Raw genomic sequence first — 19,872 nt, forward strand, 5'->3', positions numbered from 1 at the left:
CGTCGGCCTGATCGAGGAGGCGGTCAAACTCGGCGCCCTGATCATGGTCAGCCGACGGCTGCGGGTCAGCGGCCTGCGCTACGGCCTGGTCCTGGCTGCCGTCGTCGGGCGGTCGCCCGGTCAGGTGGGTCGCCCGGTCAGGTGGATCGGGTGGGTCGGGTCAGCAGGACCCGGCCGGGCGGTCGCGGACCACCAGGTCGGTACGGCCCGCCGAGCCGTCCAGCCAGACCACCCGGGTGCCCTGGTCAGCGGCCGGCAGGTACTGGCCGCCCCGGTTGCAGGAGACCCGCTGCGGGGTGCCGCCGGTGATCGGGATCTGCCAGATCTTGGACAGCGCGGCGTTGGACCAGCCACCGGCCGGCCGGTCGCCGTCCCGGTACCCGAAGGTGACGGCGCGGTCGGAGGCGGTGATGGTGGGGCGCAGCTTCGCGTACGTCGAGTCGCCGGGGAGCAGCTCCGTCACGCCGGATCCGTCCAGCGCCCCGGAGCGGATCGAGCTGCGCCCGGTCCGGTCGGCGGGGGTCTCGACCCAGAGCACCCGGCCGCCCGCGAGCACGGTGGAGGAGACCGACGCCCCGCCGGCGGCGGGGTACCGGGCCACGACCTTGCCCTCGGCGACCGAGTACACGGTGGCCGCCGAGGAGCGGGTCTCACCGGTCGTCCAGTCCTCGCTCCAGCCGAGCAGGCCGTCCTTGAGACTGAGTGCGGTCACGTCGTGGTCGTCCGCCACGGGGAGTTCCACGGCGGGGGCCCCGTCGCGGTGGAGCTGGATCCACGTCCGGCCGGACCCGAAGTCGTTCACCCGGAAGGCGACGGTCCCGCCGGAGACCTGGACCTCGGAGATGTACTGGTTGGCGCCGCGGTGGACGCTGCGGAGCTCGCCGCCGTTCAGCGGGCGGGCGAAGACCTCCATCCCCCAACTGCCCTGCGCGTCGGTCCCCATGGAGGCCCAGGCGGCGGAGGTGCCGTCGGTGGCAGGCCAGCCGTGCGAACGGCCGTCGGCCGGGCTGATCCTGGTCGGCGTGCCGCCGCCGGTGACCGCGCCGGTGAAGACCGAGAGGAAGCCCTTGCCGCCCTTCTCGGCGGTCGCCGCCACCCAGCGGCCCTTGGCCGCGGCGGGGGCGATGCTCACGGTGGAGGCGTCGCGGAGCAGCACCCGGCTGTCCAGGCCGATCCGCTGCTGCCAGCCGGCCCGGATCCCGTGTGCGTCGAAGGCGTTGGCCACGGTGCGGAGTTGGGTCCGGCTGAGGCCTAGGGCCCGGCCGGCGGCGAGCACCGCGTTGCGGCCGTCCACGAAGTCGTCGACCGGGGTGAGGTACTCGGCGAGCGCGCGGTAGACCAGCCGGTCGGCGGTGAGCGGGTCGAGGGTGCGCCGGATGTCCCACAGCGCGCCGGAGAAGATGGTGGAGTTGAGGTGGACGCCGCCGCTGTCGAGGGACGGCGAGACGCCGAGGTAGTCGTCGACGGTGGTCCGGTGGTCGTCCATCCGGCGGTCCGCGCAGGCCTCGGGCGTGCCGGTCAGGCAGAGGCTCTCGCCGAGGAGCGCGGCGCGCGGGTCGTTCATCGCCGTCCCGCGCGTGGTCACCTCGATGGCGTTGCCGAAGTAGTCGGCGAGCGCCTCGTTCATCGCGCCGGACTGGCCGAGGTAGACGAGGTTCGCGGTGTTCCCGATGACGCCGTGGGTCATCTCGTGGCCGGCCACGTCGAGCGCCACGGAGAACGGGTGGCGCTTGTCGCTGGCGGCGCCGTAGAGCATCTTCGAGCCGTCCCAGTAGGCGTTCACCATGGGCTTGCCGCCGGAGGTCAGGTTGACGACGGAGGTGATCGCGCCGCCCTTGCCGTCCAGGCCCTCCCGGCCGAGCCGGTCACGGTAGAAGTCGTACACCGCGCCCGCGTTGAGGTGGGCGTCGGTGGCGCCGCTGGTGCCGGTGCCGGCCGGGAAGTCCGGCGTCGGGGAGACCGGCGGGAGGACGCCTGCGGGGATGCCTCCGTTGAAGTCGAACTCGTCGCGCGCGGCCGCGTCGTAGGTGGTGATCGAGGCGGACCGGGTGACGTCGACAAGCCGGTAACTCCCGTCCGGGAGGCGGACGATGTTGACCTTGGCGGAGCGGCCGAGGACGTCCGGGGCGGTGCCGGTGGCGGCCTCGGGGGAGGTCGCCGGGGCGCCGGGCGCGCTCTCAGCCCGGGCGGCGGCGCCGCCCGCCGGGTACGGGGAGCGGGCGTCGTGGGCGAGGGCGATCACGCCGGCGGTGGCGTCCACGTAGACCTCGCGGGCCGGGCGTCCTGCGGCGTCCGGTCCGGCGCCGCGCACCGTGAAGTGCCGTGCCAGGCGGCCGGTGTGGCCGGGCAGGATCACCAGGCCGCGGTCCTCCGCGGTGGCTCCGGCCCGGGCGCCCGGATCGTCGATCGAGGTGAGGGCCAGCTCGCGCAGCACCGCGTCCGGGACGGTGGCGGCGGTCGGCGCGGACAGGCCGGTGAAGTACTTCCCGCCGACCGACTCGACGCGCTGCCCGGCTCCGTCGCCGGTGAGGTGCACCAGGTACTGCCCGCCGAGCACCGGGACTCCCCCGTACCGCTGCTCGAACCTGACGGTGCGCCGGCCGTCGGAGGCCCGCTCGGTGCCGAGTTCGGCCAGCTGGGCGGGGTCCACGCGGTAGCGGTCCGGGTGGGCGGCGAGGTGGGCCAGTGCCGCGCCGGCCGGGTCAGCGCCGACGGCGGGCTCGGACAGGCCGGTGACGAGCTGGGGCGCGGCGGTGTCCCGACCGGCGACCAGGCCGGGCACGGGGTCGGGTTCGGCGGCCGGTCCGGCGAACGCCGGCGGGACGCCGAGCCCCAGGCCGAGCACGACGGCGGTGCCGACGCCGAGCACCTTGGGCATGCGGGAACGGTGAAGCACTACGGATCCTCCCCTGGACCACGATTCAGTGGAAACGGCCGGCGGGAGACGGGCCCGCACGCCGGCTCACGCCCGGCCGACAGGCTGCCGGGAGGGCGAAAACGGGGCGGGCCGGCGCGATGCAGCACCAGGCGCATCGGATCTTCCAACCCCCGACGGCCCGCCGTGCACTGACCATAGGACATCGGGCGTCATATGTCGACGACTGACCTATCGGGGGTCGTTCGGGCCCGAGACGCGGCACGGCCCGGTGCGCGGTCGTGCCGCGCACCGGGCCGCGTTCCACAGGGGGCCGGAGGTTCGGCCGTACCGGCCGGGAGTCTCGGGACCGGCCGGTACGGCCGGATACCGCCGGGCCGGCCCCGGTCAGGATCGGTCAGAGGTGCTCAGGAGTGACGGAGGAGTGGCGGAGGAGTGGCGGAGAAGCTCAGGACCGGCCCGCGGCCGGCCACTGGGCGACCGGACGGAGACCCTCGATCACCGGGGTGACGGTGGTGCCGACCGGCACGAAGGAGTCGAAGTCGATCCGCGGGTCGCCGACGTCGACCGTCACCAGCAGCAGGTACCGGTTCAGCCGGGTGGTCACGTCCGCACCGAGGAGCTCGACCTTCTCGACGTTGCCGGAGTGGCTGATCGGCCGGTCCGGCAGGGCGGCCAGGTAGGGCGAGACCGCGTCCACGAAAGCCTGTCGCGCGCGGATCTCCTCCTCGATCTGCTCGGGGGTGACCTCGGCCCCGTCCTCCCCGGTCTCGATGCCGGTCGGGGGCGCGTCGATACGGAACACTGTGATCATCTTCTGGAACTCCGGATCCTCGGGGCGGCCGCCGCGCGGGAGCCGCCCCACCGGCGGCACCCCGATGCGTGGACGGACGGCTGGGACCGGGAGGCGTCGGACCTGCCGCCGCGGCCTGTCCGGCATGCTGACGCACCGTCCCGGATCCGACGGGCACGGCGCGCCAGGCGGGCGGAGGAGTCGACCCCAAGGAACCACCGCGGTCAGCCCCGACGGCCCCCGCCCCGAGCCCCGGGCGTCCGGGGGACGGGACGGGAAGCGAACGGGGAGGAGGGTCAGCGCTCGGCGAGGGCCTCGCGCAGGGTGGCCACGGCGAGCGCGATCGCCGCCTCGGCGGCGTGCGTCCCGCGCAGCGCGTCGAGCATCACGAAGTCGTGGATGATGCCCTGGAAGCGGACGGCGGTCACCGGCACGCCCGCCGCGCGCAGCTTGTTGGCGTAGGCCTCGCCCTCGTCGCGCAGGACGTCCGCCTCGCCGGTGACGACCAAGGCCGGCGGCAGGTCCGCGAGCTGTTCGAGGGTGGCGCGCAGCGGCGAGGCGGTGATCTCGGCGCGCTGGGCCTCGTCGGTCGTGTACTGGTCCCAGAACCACTGCATGCCGTCGCGCCGCAGGAAGTAGCCCTCGGCGAACTGGTGGTAGGAGGCGGTGTCGAAGGCCGCGTCGGTGACCGGGTAGAAGAGCACCTGGTGGACCAGCGGCAGCCCGCCGCGCTCCTTGGCGAGCAGGGTGAGGGCGGCGCTCATGTTGCCGCCGACCGAGTCGCCGGCGACGGCGATCCGGGTGGCGTCCAGGCCCTTGGCCGCGCCCTCGGTGACGACCCAGCGGGCGACGGTCCAGCTCTGTTCGAGGGCGACGGGGTAACGGTGCTCCGGGGCCCGGTCGTACTCCGGGAAGACCACGGCCGCGCCGGTGCCGACGGCCAGTTCGCGGACCAGCCGGTCGTGGGTGTGGGCGTTGCCGAAGACCCAGCCGGCGCCGTGGACGTAGAGGACGACGGGCAGTTCGCCCACCGCACCGGCCGGGCGGACGATCCGCGCCCGGACCTCGCCGGTCGGGCCGCCCGGTACGGTCACCCACTCGTCGTCCACGTCCGGGCGGGCGCTCCCGCCGGACTGGACCTCGTCGACGGCGGCCCGGCCCTCCTCGGGCGGCAGCTGGAAGAGGAACGGGGGCTTGGCGGTGTCCGCGGCGAACGCCGCGGCGGCGGGTTCCAGGACGGGGGTGACGGGGGCGGAATCGGTCATGGTGCGGCCTCTTCGGTGCGGGGGGGATCGGTGCGCCGACCTCGGCGGGAGGCGGCACAACCGACCGTAGGCCAGGGGTCCCCGACCGGCTTTGCCCGGCGCGCACAGCGTTTGACCGTCCGCGCACACCGGCCCCGAACGGAGTCAGGAGCCGTGCCCCTCCCCCGGAGCAGCGGTTCGCCGTCGGCCTCGCCCGACGGAGCCGCCGCTCCCCCGGCGCCGCGGCCCGGGGTGCGTCACGGGGTGCGTCACGGGGTGCGTCGCGTCGGCGGTGACGCCGCCGTTCTCACGGTCGCACGAACGGGTGAGCTTCGTTGACACGGAGTCGAAACGGGTTCTCGGAGCACCTCAGGAATGCATGCTTCAGACGCCGTCGCCCGTACATGGGCCCGGCCGGCGCGCGGGTCGCGCCGCAGGATGCGACGAGGGATCGGCACTGATGGCAACAGGCACTGTGAAGTGGTTCAACGGCGAGAAGGGTTTCGGTTTCATCCAGCAGGACGACGGCGGCCCGGACGTGTTCGTCCACTTCTCCGCGATCCAGACCACGGGCTTCAAGGAGCTGGCCGAGGGGGCCCGGGTCGAATACGACGTCACCCAGGGGCCCAAGGGGCCGCAGGCGGAGCGGGTCGTGCCGATCGCCTGACGGGTCGCTCGGCACCCGGCCCCGAACGGCCGGTCGGCGGCACCATCCGTCCGGGAGCTCCCCGGACGCCCGCGCGGCCCTCACGCGATCCCGGTCCCGGCGACGAGGCGGGGGGATCGGCGTGGGGGCCGCCGTGGCGCGGGCGGCACACCTCGCCCCGCACTTCCGGCCGGCCCGGCCGCGGCACCCGGGTCCAGCAGGGCCCGGCCGCGGCGAACGGCCGGCCGACGTGTGAACCGCCCCCGCCGGCCCGGGCGGCCCGACTCCGAAGCTGACGGGCCGTCGGCGTAGGATCCGACGGTCCGATGATCATCGAAGTCCACGGAGGCGCCGACCCATGGCGGAACAGCGCGTTGTCATCGTCACCGGCGGCGGGACCGGGATCGGCGCGGCCACCGCCCGGCTGCTGCGCGACGAGGGCCACCAGGTGGTCGTCTCCGGCCGGCGCGGCGAGCCGCTGGAGCGCGTCGCCCGGGAGACCGGCGCGCTCGCCCACGTGTCCGACACCACCGACCCGGACGGCGTCCGGGAGCTCGTGGCAGCGGCCGTCACCGCCTTCGGACGGCTCGACGGGCTGGTGCTCAACGCCGGAGTGGGCCGGCCCGGCTCGGTCGGCGACGTGACGCCGGAGGACTGGGAGCTGGTCATGCGGACCAACGTGACCGGCCCGTTCCTCCTCCTCCGGGCGGCGCTGCCGCACCTGCTGGAGTCGCGCGGGGCGGTGGTGGCGGTCGCCTCGGTCTCCGCCCTGCGCAACGGGGCCGCCAACGCCGCCTACGCGACCTCGAAGGCCGCGCTGTTGCAGCTCTGCGGTTCGCTGGCCGTCGACTACGGCCGGCTCGGGCTGCGGGCCAACACCGTCTGCCCCAGCTGGGTCCGCACCGAGATGGCCGACCGCCCGATGGCACGCCTCGCGGAGCGGGCGGGACTCGCGGGCGGCGTCGACGAGGCCTACGAGGTGGCGACCCGGCTGAGCCCGGCGGGCCGGCCCGGCGAACCGGAGGAGGTCGCCGCGGCCGTCGGCTGGCTGCTGTCACCGGCCGCGAGCTACGTGAACGGCGCGGTGCTCACGGTCGACGGCGGGGTCACCGCCCTCGACCCGGGCACCACCGCCTTCGACTTCCGGGTCGAGCCGCGCCGGGACGCCTGACCCCGCCCGGGGCCGGCCGGGCCCTCCCGGCCCGAGCCACCTCCGCCGTCGCCGTCACCGTCGCCGTCGCCGTCGCCAGGGGGCGGCTCGGCGGGGGGCGGCTCGGCGGCCGGGTCCACGACCTCACCCGGACGGTTCGCGCCGCAGGTCTCGCTGCGGGTTCCACCGCGGGATCCGCCGCAGCCTTCCTCGTGGGCGGCCGGTCCGGCCGCCGGTCCGGCCGCCGCTGCGCAGCCCCGGTGCCAGCAGCAGGGTCACGGCCAGCGACAGGGCCGCGGTCGCCGCCATGCCGGTGGCCGGGGAGGTCGACTCGGCCAGGGCTCCGGCGACGGCCGCCCCCACCCCCTGCATGGCGAGCATGCCCGAGGTGTGCAGCCCGAGTGCCTGCCCGGCGAGCCGCCCGGGGGTCAGCTCCATCAGCCGGTCCTGGAGCAGCAGGCCCGTCGCGTACCCGAACGTGGCGACCGTGACCAGCGCCACCGCGACCGGCAGGCCCGGTTCCAGGAGGAAGAACAGGTAGGGGGCGGCGAGCAGGACGCAGAGCGGCACGACCCAGCCCTCCCGCCGGCGGGCCGGCAGGAAGCGGCCGACGACCGCGTCCCCGGCCAGCATCCCGAGCGCGCCGCACGCGAAGAGCAGGCCGGACCCGTGCGGGCTGTACGGCACGTAGAGGGCCTCCGCCCCGACGATCAGACCGTTCGGCACCCAGAGCGCGAGGTACACGTACCGGCGCGGCACCGAGGACCAGAGGAGCACGTCGGTCCGCCAGGTCTCGGCCACCGACGGCCGTCCGGACGCCCGGGCCGGCCGCCGCCCCAGCCCGAACCGCGCCACCCCTGCGGACAGCAGATGGAGGGCGGCTGCCACGAGCAGGGTGCCGCGTGGGGAGAGGACCGTCACCAGGACGCCTCCGGCCGCGAATCCGCAGATCTGGAGGACGCCGGCCGACATGCCGAGGACGGACCTCCCGAGCAGGCGGCCGTCGCGCGCCAGGATGTCGTCGAGCAGCCCGTACCGCGCGCCGCCGCCGACCGCGCCGGCCACGCCGAGCGCCAGCAGCACCGGGAACACCGCCCAGAGCGGCATCCCGGGGACGGCCGGCGCGGCCGTGCCCGCACCCAGGAGCAGCGCCACCCCGGTCAGCGCGGCGCGCGGCGGCAGCCGGTCCGCCGCCGAGAGCACGGTGACCGCGCCGACCAGCTGCCCGAGGGCCGGACCGAACATGGCCAGCGAGGAGAGGAACGGGGAGCCCGTCCGCCGGAACACCAGCAGGCCCAGTGCCGGACCGCCCAGCGTCTGGGCCGCGGTCTGCCCGGCCGAGGCCAGCAGGAGCGGGGTGAACTCCCCCGCCCGGAAGAGCTCTCGGTAGGTACGCATGCCGGGGAGTCTCGTCGGCCCGGGGTGCGGGGCGTTAGGTTTTCGCAGGGAGGCGAAAACGCATGGGGTGGTGGCAGGTCGACGCGGACACGCTGGCGCAGAGCCGGTTCGTCGTCTCACCGCTCGCCGAGACCGTCGCCGCCCTCAAGACCCTGCGGCACGGCACCGCCGCGCACCCCGGCGAGCGCCGGTGGCTGGACGCCCATCTGCCCCGGTACCGGGAACGCTCCGCCGCCGACCCGGTCACCGCCGCCCTGGTCGGCGCGGCCCTCGGCCCCCGGTGGAACGCCACCTTCCTCACCCCGACGCCCGCCGCCGAGGGCGAAAGCGGGGGCGGGGGTGAGAGCGGGGGCGGGGACCGGGGCGGGGCGGCCTTCGCACGGGAGCTGGAGCCGGTCCGGGCCACCCCGCCCGGCGTCGTCCGGGCCGACCTCGCCGAGGCCCTGGGCGGTCCGGTGCCGGAGCTGCTGCGCCGCGACGACCTGGCGGAGCGCGCCGCCGACCTGCTGGCGTGGGTGTGGACGGAGACGGTCCGGCCGTCCTGGCCGCACCGCAGGCGGATCATCGAGGCCGACGCCCTCGCCCGGACCGCCCGACACGGCACCCACGGGTGGGCCGCCGCCCTGGACGGGATGCGCCCCGGCCTGCGCTGGCTCGGCGGGAGCCGCCTGCAGGTCACCCCGTCCGACAGCCCTCCGCTGGAACTCGCCGGTGCGCAGTTGCTGTTCGTCCCCGTCACCCCGAGCCGGAGCTGGGTCTGCTGGGACGTCCCGCCGGTCGACGGCCGGCGGGCCCGTCCGGGCCGGCGGTTCGCGGTCGTCTACCCCTGCGCGGGCGTCCTCGCCGAGGAGGGGCGGCGCCCGGTGCCGCAGGCGCTGGCCGCACTCCTCGGGCCGGCCCGGGCCGGGCTCCTCACCCAGCTCGACGTACCCAGGACCACCACCCAGCTGGTGGCGCTCACCGGGCTCCCGCTGGGCTCGGTGGGCCGCCACCTCCGGATCCTGCGCGAGGCCGGCCTCGCGCACCGACGCCGGGTCGGCCGCTCGGTGCCGTACGTCCTCACCGCGGCGGGCCGGGTCCTGCTGGACGCCTGCCCGGCCGGGACGGAACCGTCCTGACGGGGGCCCGGGCCCCGGCCGGCCCCGCCCGGGGCGACGGACCGGTCGGCTCAGGACTCCTCGGCGGCGCGCTGCGCCTGCTTCACCCGCTCGGCCAGTTCGTCCGCCGGGATCCGGCGGACCTGGACGTGGTGGCGCTCGGCGAGCCGGTCGACCGGCTCCGGCGAGGTCTCGGCCACGTCGAGGACCAGCAGGCTGTGGCCGTTCTCCACCTGCTCGCTGAGGACGATCAGTCCGGCGCCGCCGTCGGTGTCCCGCCGGTTCTCGGCGGCGCTGCCGAGCGCCGTTCCGGCCGCCCAGCCCAGCAGCCCGCCGATCGGTCCGGCCAGCAGGCCGGCCAGGCCGCCGACCACACCCGCACCGACGGTCGACGCGCCCGCGCCGCGGACCTGGCTGACGGGGAAGTCGAGAGTGCCGTCCGCCAGCCGCTCCACGATCGCGGACTGGCGCAGGCCCGGCAGGTGCTCGGCGTCCTCGAAGGCGGCCCGGCAGGACTCCCGGTCGGTGAAGTCGAGCAACAGGACGTGGTGGTTCTCGCTCATGGCCTCGACGGCTCCTCTCACGGCGGGGTGGGGCCAGTCCAGCTTGGTCCAGCCCCGGGCGGCCCGCCCTGCGGTGGTCCACCGTCCGGGGCCGCCCGCACTCAGTCCGCCGCGTAGGCGCGGCGGACGTTGCCCTTGCTGTCCGCCAACAGGTAGCCGCCGTTGCTGTACGCGTCGGAGAGGTAGACCCGGATGCTCGCCACACCGTCGCTCGACCAGGCGTCGATGATCAGGTAGCGGCTGGTCGGGTTCTTGACGTTGAGCGACTCGTCGGCCTTCTTCAGCAGCGCCGGAATGACGTCCCAGTCGTACTGGGCGAGGTCGACCGGCTTGTCCTTGCCCATCGATCCACCGACCCGCCGGGTCGTCGCGCCGTCGCGGTAGTCGATCCAGTCGTAGCCGCGGCCGTCGGCGGTCGGCACCTGGGCGCTGGCGTAGTTGGGGTAGACGGTGAGCTGCTTGACCTTGGTGCTGCCGGACTGGGCCGTCACCGCGGCGACCACCGTACGGACGCCGTCGGGGGTCATCAGGTCCTTGGGGGCCGGGGTGTTCTTGGCCGTCTGCTTCGTGGTCGGCGCGGCGGGGGTGGTCGCCGCGGGCGGCGGGTCCACCGGGGCGGCCGAGCCCGTCGACGTCGGGGACGCGCCCGGGACGCCGGAGGCGCTGGGGGTGGTGTTCGACCCGCCGACGGTGTTGCCGTGCGGCCGGAGCGACCAGGCGAGGACTCCGGCCAGCGCGACGCCCACCACCGCGACGGTCACCGCGGCGCCGGTGCGGCGGCGGGCGGGCCGCTCCGGTGCGGTCGTCGAGACGCCGGCCCGGGTGGTACCGCCGAGGTAGTGGGTGGACGTCGGGCCGGGGTGGCTGCCGGTGGTGGCGAAGTCCCTCCGGTGGAGCCCGCCGGTACCGGAGCCGCCGGTACCGGAGCCGTCGGTACCGAGGCCGTTTGTGCCCGAGCCGCCGGTACCGGAGCCGTTTGTGCCCGAGCCGTCGACCCCGAACCCGTTGACGGCGAATCCGGTGGCGTCCGTCCCCGCGACCGCGGGACCGGTGGGGACGGGCCCGCCCGCCGAGGGGTGCGGGGTGTCCAGGTGGGTCGGCGCCCAGCCGGCCGTGGGAGCGGACAGCACCGGTCCCGGACCGTGTCCGACCCCCAGGCCGGCCCCCTGTTCGGCGGCGGCGAAGGCCCGGTCGAGCTGGTCGGCGTCGGGCCGGAGTCCGGGGTCGCGGGCCAGCAGTCCGGCCAGGACCGGGCCGAGCGCGCCGGAGCGGGTGGCCGGGGGCAGCGGTTCGTCCAGGACGGCCGCGAGGGTGGCGAGCGTGGTGGCGCGCCGCAGCGGGTGGTGCCCCTCGACGGCGACGTAGAGCATCATGCCGAGCGACCAGAGGTCGGAGGAGGGGTTGCCCTCCTCGCCGCGGATGCGTTCGGGGGCGATGTACTCGGGTGAGCCGATGAGCGCGCCGGTGGCGGTGAGGGCGGTGGAGTCCTGCACCGCGGCGATGCCGAAGTCGGTGAGCACGGGGGTGCCGTCCGGGCGGAGCAGGACGTTGCCGGGTTTGACGTCGCGGTGCTGGATGCCGGCGGCGTGGGCGGCGCGGAGTGCGGCGAGGACGCCCCGGCCGATGCGGGCCGCCTCGGGGACGCTGAGCGGACCCCGGCCGATCCGGTCGGCGAGGCTGCCGCCGCTGACCAGTTCCATGACCAGCCAGGGGTGGGGGTGGCCCGGGGTGTCCACGATGTGGTGGATCACGGCGACGTTGGGGTGCTGGAGGCGGGCGAGCGCGCGGGCCTCGCGCAGGACGCGTTCGCGCAGCTCAAGGGCGCCCGCCGGGTCCGCGGCAGCCATCGCCGGGTCGGGCGGCCGGACTTCCTTGAGCGCGACCTCGCGGTGCAGCATGGTGTCGCGGGCCCGCCAGACCAGGCCCATGCCCCCGCCACCGAGGCGTTCCAGCAGTTCGAAGCGGTCGTCGATGAGCCGTGTCTCCGGCCCCCCAGTGTTCATGGCGCACATGGTAGGGGCCCACGGCCCGACCGTGCCCACCACCCGGTCCCACCTGCTGCCCGACCGACTCCGGACCGGCCGTCCGCCCCGCTGACGCACCGGCCCACCGACCGGCCGGCTCCCGGCCCGGGGCACCGCGGGAGCGGCGGCGGTCGTCGCTGTTGCACCCGGGTGGGCGAGCCACAACCGCCGTCCGGGTGGCACTGGCGCGACACGGTCCGCGCACGCCGGGCGGGCTCGTTCTCCCGGTATGCCTCTACACGTCGGGAAGACCGCCTGGGCCGCGCTCTCCCTGCTGGTCCTCTCCCTCCCGGCGGTGGCCGCCGGAACCGGTCACCACCCGGCGGCGGGACGGGCCGACGCCCCGCCACCGGGCGGCTCCGGCACCTGGGAGGTGGCCGCGAGCGCCGTCAACGTGCGCCGTGACCACTCGGTCAACGAGACCGTCCTGGGGCTGACCCGGTGCGGCGACCGGGTCGAGATCGTCGACACCTGGATCTCACCGCTCGGCGCCCGCTGGAGCCGGGTGGTGGTCGGCCGCACCGGCCTGACCGGCTGGGTCCTCTGGTCCTTCCTCAGCCGCCCGCACCCGGCGGGGCCGCGCGTCGGCCACTGCCCGACGCCGCCCGCCGCTCCCCCGGGCCCGCGCTGAGCCCGCACGCACCCCCGCCCCCCCCCGTGAGGCGATCCCGACCGCCCGGGAACGGGCCGGCACCGGAGCAAGAGGCGGCGGTGCCTGGCCCGTTGATCGGGTAGCGTCACCGCGCGTGGAGGAGATCCGACCGCTCGCCGGTCCCCCGGCCGCCCCTCCGGGCCCGGACGACCGGATCTGGTACGCCGCCTACGGCTCGAACATGAGCGTCGACCGGCTCACCCACTACCTGCGGGGCGGCCGGGCCCACGGCGACGCACACCGCCATCCCGGCTGCCGGGACACCCGACCGCCCCGGCGGTCGGCACCGGTGCACCTGCCCGGCCTGCTCTACTTCGCCCTGGAGTCCAGGGTCTGGGGCGGCGGCATGGGCTTCTACGACGCGGAGCAGCCCGACGCAACACCCGCCCGGGCCCATCTGCTGACCGTCGGGCAGTTCAGCGACATCGTCGGCCAGGAGATGGGCCGTCCGGCGGGTACGGACCTCGACCTGACGACCGTCCTGCGGTCCGGCCGTGACCCGCTCGGGTCCGGCCGGTACGAGACGCTGGTCTGCCCGGGCACCCTCGGGGGCGTCCCGGTGCTGACCTTCACCGCTCCGTGGACGCTCGCCGGGGCGGCGCTGAACGTTCCGCGCGTCGGCTACCTGCGCCACCTCGCCGCCGGACTCGCCGAAGCCCACGGCTGGCCGCCCGAGCGGGCCGCCCCCTATCTCAGCAGCCGCCCCGGCGCCGCCGATCACTGGACCGCCGCCGGACTCCTCGCGGCGCTGGCCGGCGACCCGGCCGGGGCTGGGTGACCCCGGTCGGTTCCGGGGATCGGCCCGCCGGTCGTCGACGGCCGTCCGGAAGCGGAGGCCGGTGGGCGGGGACCCGTCGGCACGGAAGGAGTCCCCGAGGACGGTCTGCGCGGTGGTCTGGCCGATCGGGCACAGTTCGGTCGCCCCGTTGAACTGCACCGTCCGAGCGGTCCGACCCCGTGAACCGCGCCGGCCCGCGCGAACCCGGAGATGACTGCGCGTCACCACGACCGGAAGCTCGGGCAATTCGGTGGGCAAACGGCCGTTCGATGCCGGATGATCGACCTGGACACCGGCCCGCGGGGCCGGGGCGCGACCGCCGACCGGGCGGTGGCGGTGAGTGACCGACGGACGAAGGGGCGGTATGGAGGCGATCCGGGTGTTCACCCTGGTGGCGGCGACCATCACCACCGGACTGAGCGCCGGGCTGTTCTACGCCTACGCCTGCTCGGTGATGCCCGGGCTGCGCACGACCGACGACCTGACGTTCATCCAGGTGATGCAGCGGATCAACGTGGCGATCCTCAACGGCTGGTTCCTGCTGGGGTTCCTCGGCGCGCTGGTCTTCACCGCGCTCGCGGTGGCGCTGCACCTGCCGGCCGACGGGCACCGGGTGCTCCCGGCCACCCTGGGCGCACTGGTCTGCTACTCGGGATCGCTGGCCGTGACGAGGATCGTCAACATCCCCCTGAACAACGCACTGGCCGCCGCCGGGGACCCGGAGCGGATCGCGGATCCGGTGCGGGTCCGCGGGCGGTTCGAGGCGCGGTGGGTGCGGTGGAACACCGCGCGGGCGCTGCTCTGCACGGCGGCGCTGGGGTTCCTCTGCTGGGCCCTGGTCCTGCACTGCCACACCACGGCGAACTGAGACCGCCCCCGCTCCGGGGAGGTCGGTCGGCACAAGCCCGGCACGCCGGTGGCGCCGTCCCGCACCGGGGACGGCGCCACCGGCGTGTTCGTGTCAGCCGGCCAGTACGACGGTCGTCACCGCCGGCTGCGGCGGGGCGGAGTCCGATCCGGCGGCCGGCGCCACGGCCCCGGCGAGCCGGCGGTGCTCCTGCGGGGTCAGGCCGCGCACCCGCTTGAACGCGGTGCTGAGCGCGAACGCGTCGCTGTAGCCGACCCGGCGGGCCACCCAGGCGATCGTGTGCCCGGGGTCCCGCAGCAGGTCGGCGGCGGTCGCCAGGCGCCGGTTCGCCAGATAGGCCATCGGCGGCTCGCCGACCAGCGAGGTGAACCGGCGGGCCAGCCCGGCGCGGGAGACCCCGACCTCCGCCGCCAGCCCGGCGACCGTCCACGCCCGGGCGGGGTCGTCGTGCAGCAGGCGCAGCGCCGGTCCGACCACCTCGTCGTGCTCGGCCCGCAGCCAGGCGGGCGCGCCGCCGTCCGGGGAGGAGAGCCAGCCGCGCAGCGCGCCGACCACGAGCAGGTCCAGCAGCCGGTCCAGCATCACCTCCTGGCCGGGCTCGGCGCGGGTGACCTCGGCGGCCAGCAGGCGGACCAGGGTGTCCTCGGTGGTGTTCACCCCGGCGGGGCGGACCAGCAGGGTCGGCAGGTGGGCGAGCAGCCGGCGGCCGATCTCGTGCTCCTCCTGGTACGTCCCGGTGAGCAGGACCGAGGGCCGCTCGTCGCCGGGCCGGGTCTCGCCCCAGGTCCGGAGGCCGAGGGCCATCTCGGTGGCGACGCTGACGCCGTCGCGCGAGCAGACCTGGCCGGGGCCGATCACGATCTCGGCCGCCTCCCCCGGGGCCGGCGGGGCGAGCACGGCGCCGGCGGCGGGGACACCGGCGGGGCCGGCGGGGCCTGCGGGGAGGCCGTCGGTGCCGCCGTCGGTGAGGCGGTACGCGTCGGGCCCGCGCAGCAGCGCGAGGTCACCGGGCCGGACCAGCACCGGATCCCCGCCGTCGGGCCGGATCCAGGCCGCGCCCTGCAGCACGGTGATCACCGACAGCGGCGCGCGGTCCTCGATCCGCAGGGACCACGGGGCGCTGAGGACGGAGCGCAGCAGGAACGCGCCACGGGCCTTGGGGCCGTCGAGCAGCCCGGTCAGGGTGTCCATGAGGATCAAGCCTAGACGGAGGGCGCGGGTTGATCACACGTCAGTCCGGTGGACCGGACCGGTCAGCGGGACGCGGGGCGGCGGTGCAGCAGGAGGGCGCGGGAGAGGGCGACGACGGCGGCCGTGCAGAGCAGGGTGCGGCCGATGTTCGCGGTGGTCCAGACGGAGTCGAACGCGGCGCGCGCGGCCGTGGTGTCCATGCCCCCTGCGGGGTCCCCGGCCTGCGCCAGCCGGTCGTTGAGCGGGACGTTGACCACCGCGGTGACCACCACGGCGGCGGTGTAGAGCAGGGTCGCGACGGCCGTCCAGAGCGCGGCGGCGGACTGTCCCGAGCGGCGCAGCAGCCAGGTGCCCACGGCCGGCACCACGAGGGCCCCGAGGAAGACCGTGCCGAACACCGGGTTGGTGATCGCGGTGTTGATGTTCTGCATCGCGGTGACGTAGGTGCGGTCGTCGCCGGCGGCGAGGCCGGGCATGACGGCGACGTCGAAGGCGAAGAGGAGGCCGGAGATCAGGCCCATGGCTGCGGTGGCGGCCACCAGCACCGGGCCGGTGGCGCGGGAGGCGCCGGTGGTCGGCGCAGCGGTGGCCGCGGCGGCGGCGTTCACACGGGTCGGGGCGGCGGCGGGCACGGGGACTCCTCGGGGGGTGTGGTGAGGACTACGGGTGGGGGTGCCATCAGGACTACGGGCGGGAGCGGCGGACCGGCGGGCGGCGGCCCGGGGATCGCGGTGGGATCCCCGGACCGGGCCGGGACCGGGCTGCGGAGGAACCGGGCGGGCCCGGGGCCGGCTCAGGTGTTCCAGACACCCGACGCGGCGGCGGCGCGCGCGTAGTCCACGAAGTCGCGCGGCGGGCGGCCGAGCGCCCGCCGGACCCCGTCCGCCAGGAAGGCGTTGCGGCCGTCCAGGATCATCGTGAACAGGTCCGCGAACTCGCCGGGCAGGCCGATCCCGGCCAGGACCTCGCGGAACTCGTCCGGGGTGACCGCCCTGTGGCGGATCTCCCGCCCGGACGCCGCGGAGAGTTCGGCGGCGACGTCGGCGAAGGAGAGCAGGCGCGGTCCGGTCAGCTCGTAGACCTGGCCGTGGTGGCCGTCCTCGGTGAGCGCCGCCACCGCCACGTCGGCGATGTCGTCGACGTCGACGAACGGCTCGTCCGCGACCCCGGCCGGCAGCGCCAGTTCGCCGGCCAGGACGGCCTCCAGGAGGAAGCTCTCGGAGAAGTTCTGGTTGAACCAGGCGCACCGGACGACGGACCAGCCGGTGCCGGCCCCGGCGACGGCCTCCTCGGCTGCCTGGGCGGCCTCCTCGCCGCGGCCGGACAGCAGGACCAGTCGCTCGACCCCTGCCTTGGCAGCCCGGTGGGAGAAGGCCCCGACCGTCTCGACCGCGCCGGGGAACGCGAGGTCCGGGTAGTAGGCCAGGTAGGCGGCGGTGACGCCGTCGAGTGCCGCGTCCCAGGTCGACTCGTCGCTCCAGTCGAACGGGACCGGAGCGGTGCGCGAGCCGATCCGGGCGGTGTGGCCGAGGGCCGTCAGGCGGTCGGCGACGCGTCGGCCGGTCTTGCCGGTGCCGCCGGTCACCAGCACCGTGGTGCCGGAGGCGGTGGGGGCGGTGGTCTGCGTGTTCTTGGTGTCTTCGCTCATGGCCATCAGTCAACTCCGCCCGGAAGCCGCGGAACATGGCCGCCGGTCTCAGTCGCATGTGCGCGCGTCTACGCCCCTCCCGCACCGTGTGCCCCGCCCGCACCGGCCTCCCGTGCCCCGGTGCCCCTGGCTCCTCCGTGCGCCCCAGGTGCCCCGGGACCGGCCGGCATCCGGTCCCGGGGCACCTGGGGGCGGTGTCAGCCCGCCGCCGGGCGGGTGGCGGTGACCACGGTGGCGTCGAGGTCGTCGTCGAACGCGAGGGCGGCGGTCAGACCGGCGGCGGTGACCACGTCGAGGGCGGTCGCCGCCTGGCGGTCGCTGGTCTCGAACAGCAGCGTGCCGCCCGGGGCCAGCCAGTGCGGGGCGTCCGCCGCCACCCGGCGCAGCACGTCGAGCCCGTCGGTGCCGCCGTCGAGCGCGGGCCGGGCCTCGTGCAACCGGGCCTCGGCCGGGAGGAGTTCGACGTCGGCGGTGGGCACGTACGGGACGTTGGCGAGCAGGACGTCCACCCGGCCGCGCAGGTCGGCCGGCAGCGCCTCGAAGAGATCGCCCTCGTAGACCTCGGCCCCGGCCGCGGCGAGGTTGCGGCGGGCGCAGCGGACGGCCGCCGGATCGAGGTCGGCGGCGTGGAGGGTGACGGGGCGGCCCGCCGAGGCGGCCAGCGCTGCGCCGAGGGCGCCGCTGCCGCAGCAGAGGTCGACCACCAGCGCGTCCTCGCCGGTCAGTGCCGGGGCGGTCAGTGCGACGGCGGTGCGGACCAGGAACTCGCTGCGCCGCCGGGGCACGAACACGCCCGGGTCGACGGCGATCCGCAGACCCGCGAACTCGGCCCAGCCGACGACGTGTTCGAGCGGGCGGCCGGCGGCCCGGTCGCTGACCATCACGGCCAGTTCGACGGCGGACCCGGCGGCGGCGAGCAGGATGCGCGCCTCGTCCTCGGCGAACACGCAGCCGGCGGCCCGGAGTCGGGCGGTCACGGACGAGCGCAGCGAGGCGGAGGAAACGACAGACAAGGAAACCCCTCGGAGAACAGGTGTGAGGACATCCGTCTCGGGGCTACCCGCGCATCCGTCGCCGTACGGCGACCTGCTCCACGTGGTACGGCCTGCGATGGTACTGCTAGGCGTACGACGCGGAGGCGTCGCGGTCACGGCCGGGGAGCACCCGTTCCGGCACAGCGGTCATGGGTCTCACCTCCCGTTCGAGCGCGTTCTTCTGCGGCGCCCGCCACCCTACCCCATGCGGGGGGCCGCCACGGCGGGACCGGATCCGCCGGGAGGACCGGCGGGGCATGCCCGGGAAGGGCACGAACCGTCGCGTGCCGCCCGGGCCGGATCCCCGGGGTCGCGCCGGCCTGTTCCCGCCCCGGTCCGGCACCTGCCGGTGCCTCCCGACGACTCCCGACGACTCCCGGTGGCTCCTGGTGCCGGGACCGGGCGGCGCTCCGGACCTCCGCACGGACCGCACGGGACCGGCCCTCTGGCGATGGCCGCCCCGGGCTGGTACGCAGAGTCCATGACGATCCCTCGGCAACCCGAAGCCGTCCTGTGCGACGTCGACGGTGTGATCCGCTTCGTCGACCACGGAGAGGTGCGGCGTCTGGAAGAGGAGGCCGGGCTGCCACCCGGCACCACCGCCGCGGTGGCGTTCGCCGACGGCACGGCCCTGCGCCTGGTCCTCGGTGCGCTGACCCGGGACCAGTGGGCCGCCGAGGTCGCCCACGGGCTGACGGCCGCGGTGCCGGCCGCCCGGGCCCGGGCGCTGGCCGCCGCGCTCACCCGGGCGCCCGCCCGCCTGGACGCGACCGTGGTGGGGCTCCTGCGGAAGGCCCGGAAACGGGTGCCGGTCCTCCTCGTCAGCAACGCCACGCTCTGGCTGGAGGAGGACCTCGCGGCGGCCGGGCTGGGCGACCTCGCCGAAGGCACCGTCAACAGCGCCCGGGTCGGGGTGGCGAAGCCCGACCCGGAGATCTTCCGCGTCGCGGCCCGCCGGGCCGGGGTCGCGCCGGACCGCTGCCTGTTCGTCGACGACGGCCCCGCGAACGTCGCGGCGGCCGCCCGGCTCGGCATGACGGCGGTGGACTTCCGGGAGCCGGCCGATCTGCGGCGGGCCCTGGCACCGCTCCTGGACGAGTGACCGGACCGCGCCGCCCACCCCGGACACCCGCCCCGGACCTCGACCGGCGGGTCGGCGGCGTGGAGCGGGCGGCAGGCGACGGGCAGGCGGCGGGTCGGCGGCCGGCGGGGCGGGATCAGACGCGTTCCTCGACCTCGACGATCCGGTCGATCCTCCGCTGCAGCGCGTCGGCCTGGGCGCGGGCCTCCCGGGCGGCGGCGTGCTCGCCGAGGAGGTCGAGCGCGACGGCCTTCTGACGGAGCTCCGCCACCTGCTGACGCATCGCCGGGAGGTCGTAGGTGACGGCGGCCGAGGACATCCTGGCGGGCGCGCCCTCGGCGGGCGCCTCCTTCTCCGGCTGGACGGCGCAGACCGCCCCGCCGGACTGGCCGCCCAGGCCGAGTGCCCCGCCGAGCAGCGTGCCGAGGACCTGTCGGCAGACGGCGGCCTCCTGCGCGTTGTGCGGCCCCTCGGCGGCGGCGGGCCGGGCGACGACCAGTGGCGCGGCCACCAGCGGTGCGGCGAGGAGCAGGGCGGAACAGGCCGCGCGGACGGCGGACTCGACGATCTTCATGACGACCCCTTCGGGTAGGCGATGGACGAGCCATTCCCTACCGGACGGGGAGGCCCGGCGGCCGGACGCTGCGCCGTTCGAGGGCGTGTCCGGAGCGTACGCGGGGCCGGGCGAGGGGAAGCGGACGGACGGACGCGGCGCACCGGGCCCCGGGCGGGGCGCCCACGGGGGCACGACCGGGGCACCGAACGGGCCGGACCGGACCGCCCCGGGGGTGGGCGGTCCGGTGCGGCGGTGCGGGCGGCGGGTGGCGTGG

General features: G+C 76.1%; 18 protein-coding genes. 7 read left to right on the forward strand and 11 right to left on the reverse strand.

The window, feature by feature from the left end:
* Window positions 1-160 precede the first annotated feature (160 nt).
* From ABZY91_RS36980 to ABZY91_RS36990, 3 genes are all read right to left on the reverse strand, one after another.
* Window positions 161-2,878, reverse strand: a complete 2,718-nt coding sequence (locus ABZY91_RS36980) for a M4 family metallopeptidase (RefSeq protein ID WP_355407993.1) — start codon at window positions 2,876-2,878, stop codon at window positions 161-163.
* A 445-nt stretch (window positions 2,879-3,323) separates the two neighbouring features.
* Window positions 3,324-3,689 (reverse strand): hypothetical protein, encoded by a 366-nt coding sequence (locus ABZY91_RS36985; RefSeq protein WP_355407995.1) that lies wholly within the window; start codon window positions 3,687-3,689, stop codon window positions 3,324-3,326.
* 275 nt (window positions 3,690-3,964) lie between these two features.
* Complete coding sequence (locus ABZY91_RS36990; RefSeq protein ID WP_329881001.1) at window positions 3,965-4,933, reverse strand: alpha/beta hydrolase; 969 nt, start codon at window positions 4,931-4,933, stop codon at window positions 3,965-3,967.
* Between the two features lie 439 nt (window positions 4,934-5,372).
* Here ABZY91_RS36990 and ABZY91_RS36995 point away from each other — a divergent pair, with 439 nt between their 5' ends.
* Window positions 5,373-5,579, forward strand: a complete 207-nt coding sequence (locus tag ABZY91_RS36995; RefSeq protein ID WP_355407997.1) for a cold-shock protein — start codon at window positions 5,373-5,375, stop codon at window positions 5,577-5,579.
* Window positions 5,580-5,916: 337 nt separating this feature from the next.
* Window positions 5,917-6,729 (forward strand): SDR family oxidoreductase, encoded by an 813-nt coding sequence (locus tag ABZY91_RS37000; RefSeq protein ID WP_355407999.1) that lies wholly within the window; start codon window positions 5,917-5,919, stop codon window positions 6,727-6,729.
* A 123-nt stretch (window positions 6,730-6,852) separates the two neighbouring features.
* On the opposite strand, the gene ABZY91_RS37005 is transcribed toward ABZY91_RS37000, so the two are convergent.
* A complete protein-coding gene (locus tag ABZY91_RS37005) occupies window positions 6,853-8,106 on the reverse strand; it encodes an MFS transporter (protein ID WP_355408001.1) in 1,254 nt (417 codons plus the stop codon).
* 62 nt (window positions 8,107-8,168) lie between these two features.
* Between ABZY91_RS37005 and ABZY91_RS37010 the strand changes: the two genes are divergently transcribed.
* Window positions 8,169-9,224 (forward strand): winged helix-turn-helix domain-containing protein, encoded by a 1,056-nt coding sequence (locus ABZY91_RS37010; RefSeq protein WP_355408003.1) that lies wholly within the window; start codon window positions 8,169-8,171, stop codon window positions 9,222-9,224.
* A gap of 50 nt (window positions 9,225-9,274) precedes the next feature.
* Here ABZY91_RS37010 and ABZY91_RS37015 read toward each other — a convergent pair whose 3' ends face one another.
* Together ABZY91_RS37015 and ABZY91_RS37020 are read right to left on the reverse strand one after the other, a co-directional pair.
* Complete coding sequence (locus tag ABZY91_RS37015; protein ID WP_355408005.1) at window positions 9,275-9,766, reverse strand: histidine kinase; 492 nt, start codon at window positions 9,764-9,766, stop codon at window positions 9,275-9,277.
* Between the two features lie 101 nt (window positions 9,767-9,867).
* Window positions 9,868-11,769 (reverse strand): serine/threonine-protein kinase, encoded by a 1,902-nt coding sequence (locus ABZY91_RS37020; protein ID WP_355408007.1) that lies wholly within the window; start codon window positions 11,767-11,769, stop codon window positions 9,868-9,870.
* 250 nt (window positions 11,770-12,019) lie between these two features.
* Between ABZY91_RS37020 and ABZY91_RS37025 the strand changes: the two genes are divergently transcribed.
* From ABZY91_RS37025 to ABZY91_RS37035, 3 genes are all read left to right on the forward strand, one after another.
* Window positions 12,020-12,421, forward strand: a complete 402-nt coding sequence (locus ABZY91_RS37025; protein ID WP_355408009.1) for an SH3 domain-containing protein — start codon at window positions 12,020-12,022, stop codon at window positions 12,419-12,421.
* Window positions 12,422-12,536: 115 nt separating this feature from the next.
* Complete coding sequence (locus tag ABZY91_RS37030) at window positions 12,537-13,220, forward strand: histone deacetylase (RefSeq protein WP_355408011.1); 684 nt, start codon at window positions 12,537-12,539, stop codon at window positions 13,218-13,220.
* 364 nt (window positions 13,221-13,584) lie between these two features.
* On the forward strand, window positions 13,585-14,088 hold the full coding sequence (locus ABZY91_RS37035; RefSeq protein ID WP_329881011.1) for a DUF1772 domain-containing protein: 504 nt from the start codon (window positions 13,585-13,587) through the stop codon (window positions 14,086-14,088).
* 93 nt (window positions 14,089-14,181) lie between these two features.
* On the opposite strand, the gene ABZY91_RS37040 is transcribed toward ABZY91_RS37035, so the two are convergent.
* From ABZY91_RS37040 to ABZY91_RS37055, 4 genes are all read right to left on the reverse strand, one after another.
* Window positions 14,182-15,279, reverse strand: a complete 1,098-nt coding sequence (locus ABZY91_RS37040) for an AraC family transcriptional regulator (protein WP_355408013.1) — start codon at window positions 15,277-15,279, stop codon at window positions 14,182-14,184.
* 62 nt (window positions 15,280-15,341) lie between these two features.
* Window positions 15,342-15,911 carry an anthrone oxygenase family protein gene (locus ABZY91_RS37045; protein ID WP_355408015.1) on the reverse strand — a complete coding sequence of 190 codons (570 nt, stop codon included), beginning with the start codon at window positions 15,909-15,911 and terminating at the stop codon, window positions 15,342-15,344.
* A 161-nt stretch (window positions 15,912-16,072) separates the two neighbouring features.
* Window positions 16,073-16,927, reverse strand: coding sequence for an NmrA family transcriptional regulator (locus ABZY91_RS37050; RefSeq protein ID WP_355408017.1), 855 nt, complete (start codon window positions 16,925-16,927; stop codon window positions 16,073-16,075).
* Between the two features lie 197 nt (window positions 16,928-17,124).
* A complete protein-coding gene (locus ABZY91_RS37055; RefSeq protein WP_355408019.1) occupies window positions 17,125-17,940 on the reverse strand; it encodes a putative protein N(5)-glutamine methyltransferase in 816 nt (271 codons plus the stop codon).
* Between the two features lie 502 nt (window positions 17,941-18,442).
* Here ABZY91_RS37055 and ABZY91_RS37060 point away from each other — a divergent pair.
* Window positions 18,443-19,063, forward strand: a complete 621-nt coding sequence (locus ABZY91_RS37060; RefSeq protein WP_355408021.1) for an HAD-IA family hydrolase — start codon at window positions 18,443-18,445, stop codon at window positions 19,061-19,063.
* Window positions 19,064-19,178: 115 nt separating this feature from the next.
* Here the strand turns inward: ABZY91_RS37060 and ABZY91_RS37065 are convergent, their stop codons facing one another.
* On the reverse strand, window positions 19,179-19,616 hold the full coding sequence (locus ABZY91_RS37065) for a hypothetical protein (protein ID WP_355408023.1): 438 nt from the start codon (window positions 19,614-19,616) through the stop codon (window positions 19,179-19,181).
* Between the last annotated feature and the right edge of the window lie 256 nt (window positions 19,617-19,872).

The sequence above is a fragment of the Kitasatospora sp. NPDC002965 genome, assembly GCF_040611255.1.
GTDB lineage: Bacteria > Actinomycetota > Actinomycetes > Streptomycetales > Streptomycetaceae > Kitasatospora.

Coding starts and splice junctions, on each gene's coding strand:
- ABZY91_RS37060 (WP_355408021.1), top strand. CDS start 18,443: ATGACGATCCCTCGGCAACCCGAAGCCGTCCTGTGCGACGTCGACGGT.
- ABZY91_RS36980 (WP_355407993.1), bottom strand. CDS start 2,878: ATGCCCAAGGTGCTCGGCGTCGGCACCGCCGTCGTGCTCGGCCTGGGG.
- ABZY91_RS37015 (WP_355408005.1), bottom strand. CDS start 9,766: ATGAGCGAGAACCACCACGTCCTGTTGCTCGACTTCACCGACCGGGAG.
- ABZY91_RS37020 (WP_355408007.1), bottom strand. CDS start 11,769: ATGAACACTGGGGGGCCGGAGACACGGCTCATCGACGACCGCTTCGAA.
- ABZY91_RS37000 (WP_355407999.1), top strand. CDS start 5,917: ATGGCGGAACAGCGCGTTGTCATCGTCACCGGCGGCGGGACCGGGATC.
- ABZY91_RS37025 (WP_355408009.1), top strand. CDS start 12,020: ATGCCTCTACACGTCGGGAAGACCGCCTGGGCCGCGCTCTCCCTGCTG.
- ABZY91_RS37050 (WP_355408017.1), bottom strand. CDS start 16,927: ATGAGCGAAGACACCAAGAACACGCAGACCACCGCCCCCACCGCCTCC.
- ABZY91_RS37040 (WP_355408013.1), bottom strand. CDS start 15,279: ATGGACACCCTGACCGGGCTGCTCGACGGCCCCAAGGCCCGTGGCGCG.
- ABZY91_RS37065 (WP_355408023.1), bottom strand. CDS start 19,616: ATGAAGATCGTCGAGTCCGCCGTCCGCGCGGCCTGTTCCGCCCTGCTC.
- ABZY91_RS37010 (WP_355408003.1), top strand. CDS start 8,169: ATGGGGTGGTGGCAGGTCGACGCGGACACGCTGGCGCAGAGCCGGTTC.
- ABZY91_RS37035 (WP_329881011.1), top strand. CDS start 13,585: ATGGAGGCGATCCGGGTGTTCACCCTGGTGGCGGCGACCATCACCACC.
- ABZY91_RS36990 (WP_329881001.1), bottom strand. CDS start 4,933: ATGACCGATTCCGCCCCCGTCACCCCCGTCCTGGAACCCGCCGCCGCG.
- ABZY91_RS36985 (WP_355407995.1), bottom strand. CDS start 3,689: ATGATCACAGTGTTCCGTATCGACGCGCCCCCGACCGGCATCGAGACC.
- ABZY91_RS37005 (WP_355408001.1), bottom strand. CDS start 8,106: ATGCGTACCTACCGAGAGCTCTTCCGGGCGGGGGAGTTCACCCCGCTC.
- ABZY91_RS36995 (WP_355407997.1), top strand. CDS start 5,373: ATGGCAACAGGCACTGTGAAGTGGTTCAACGGCGAGAAGGGTTTCGGT.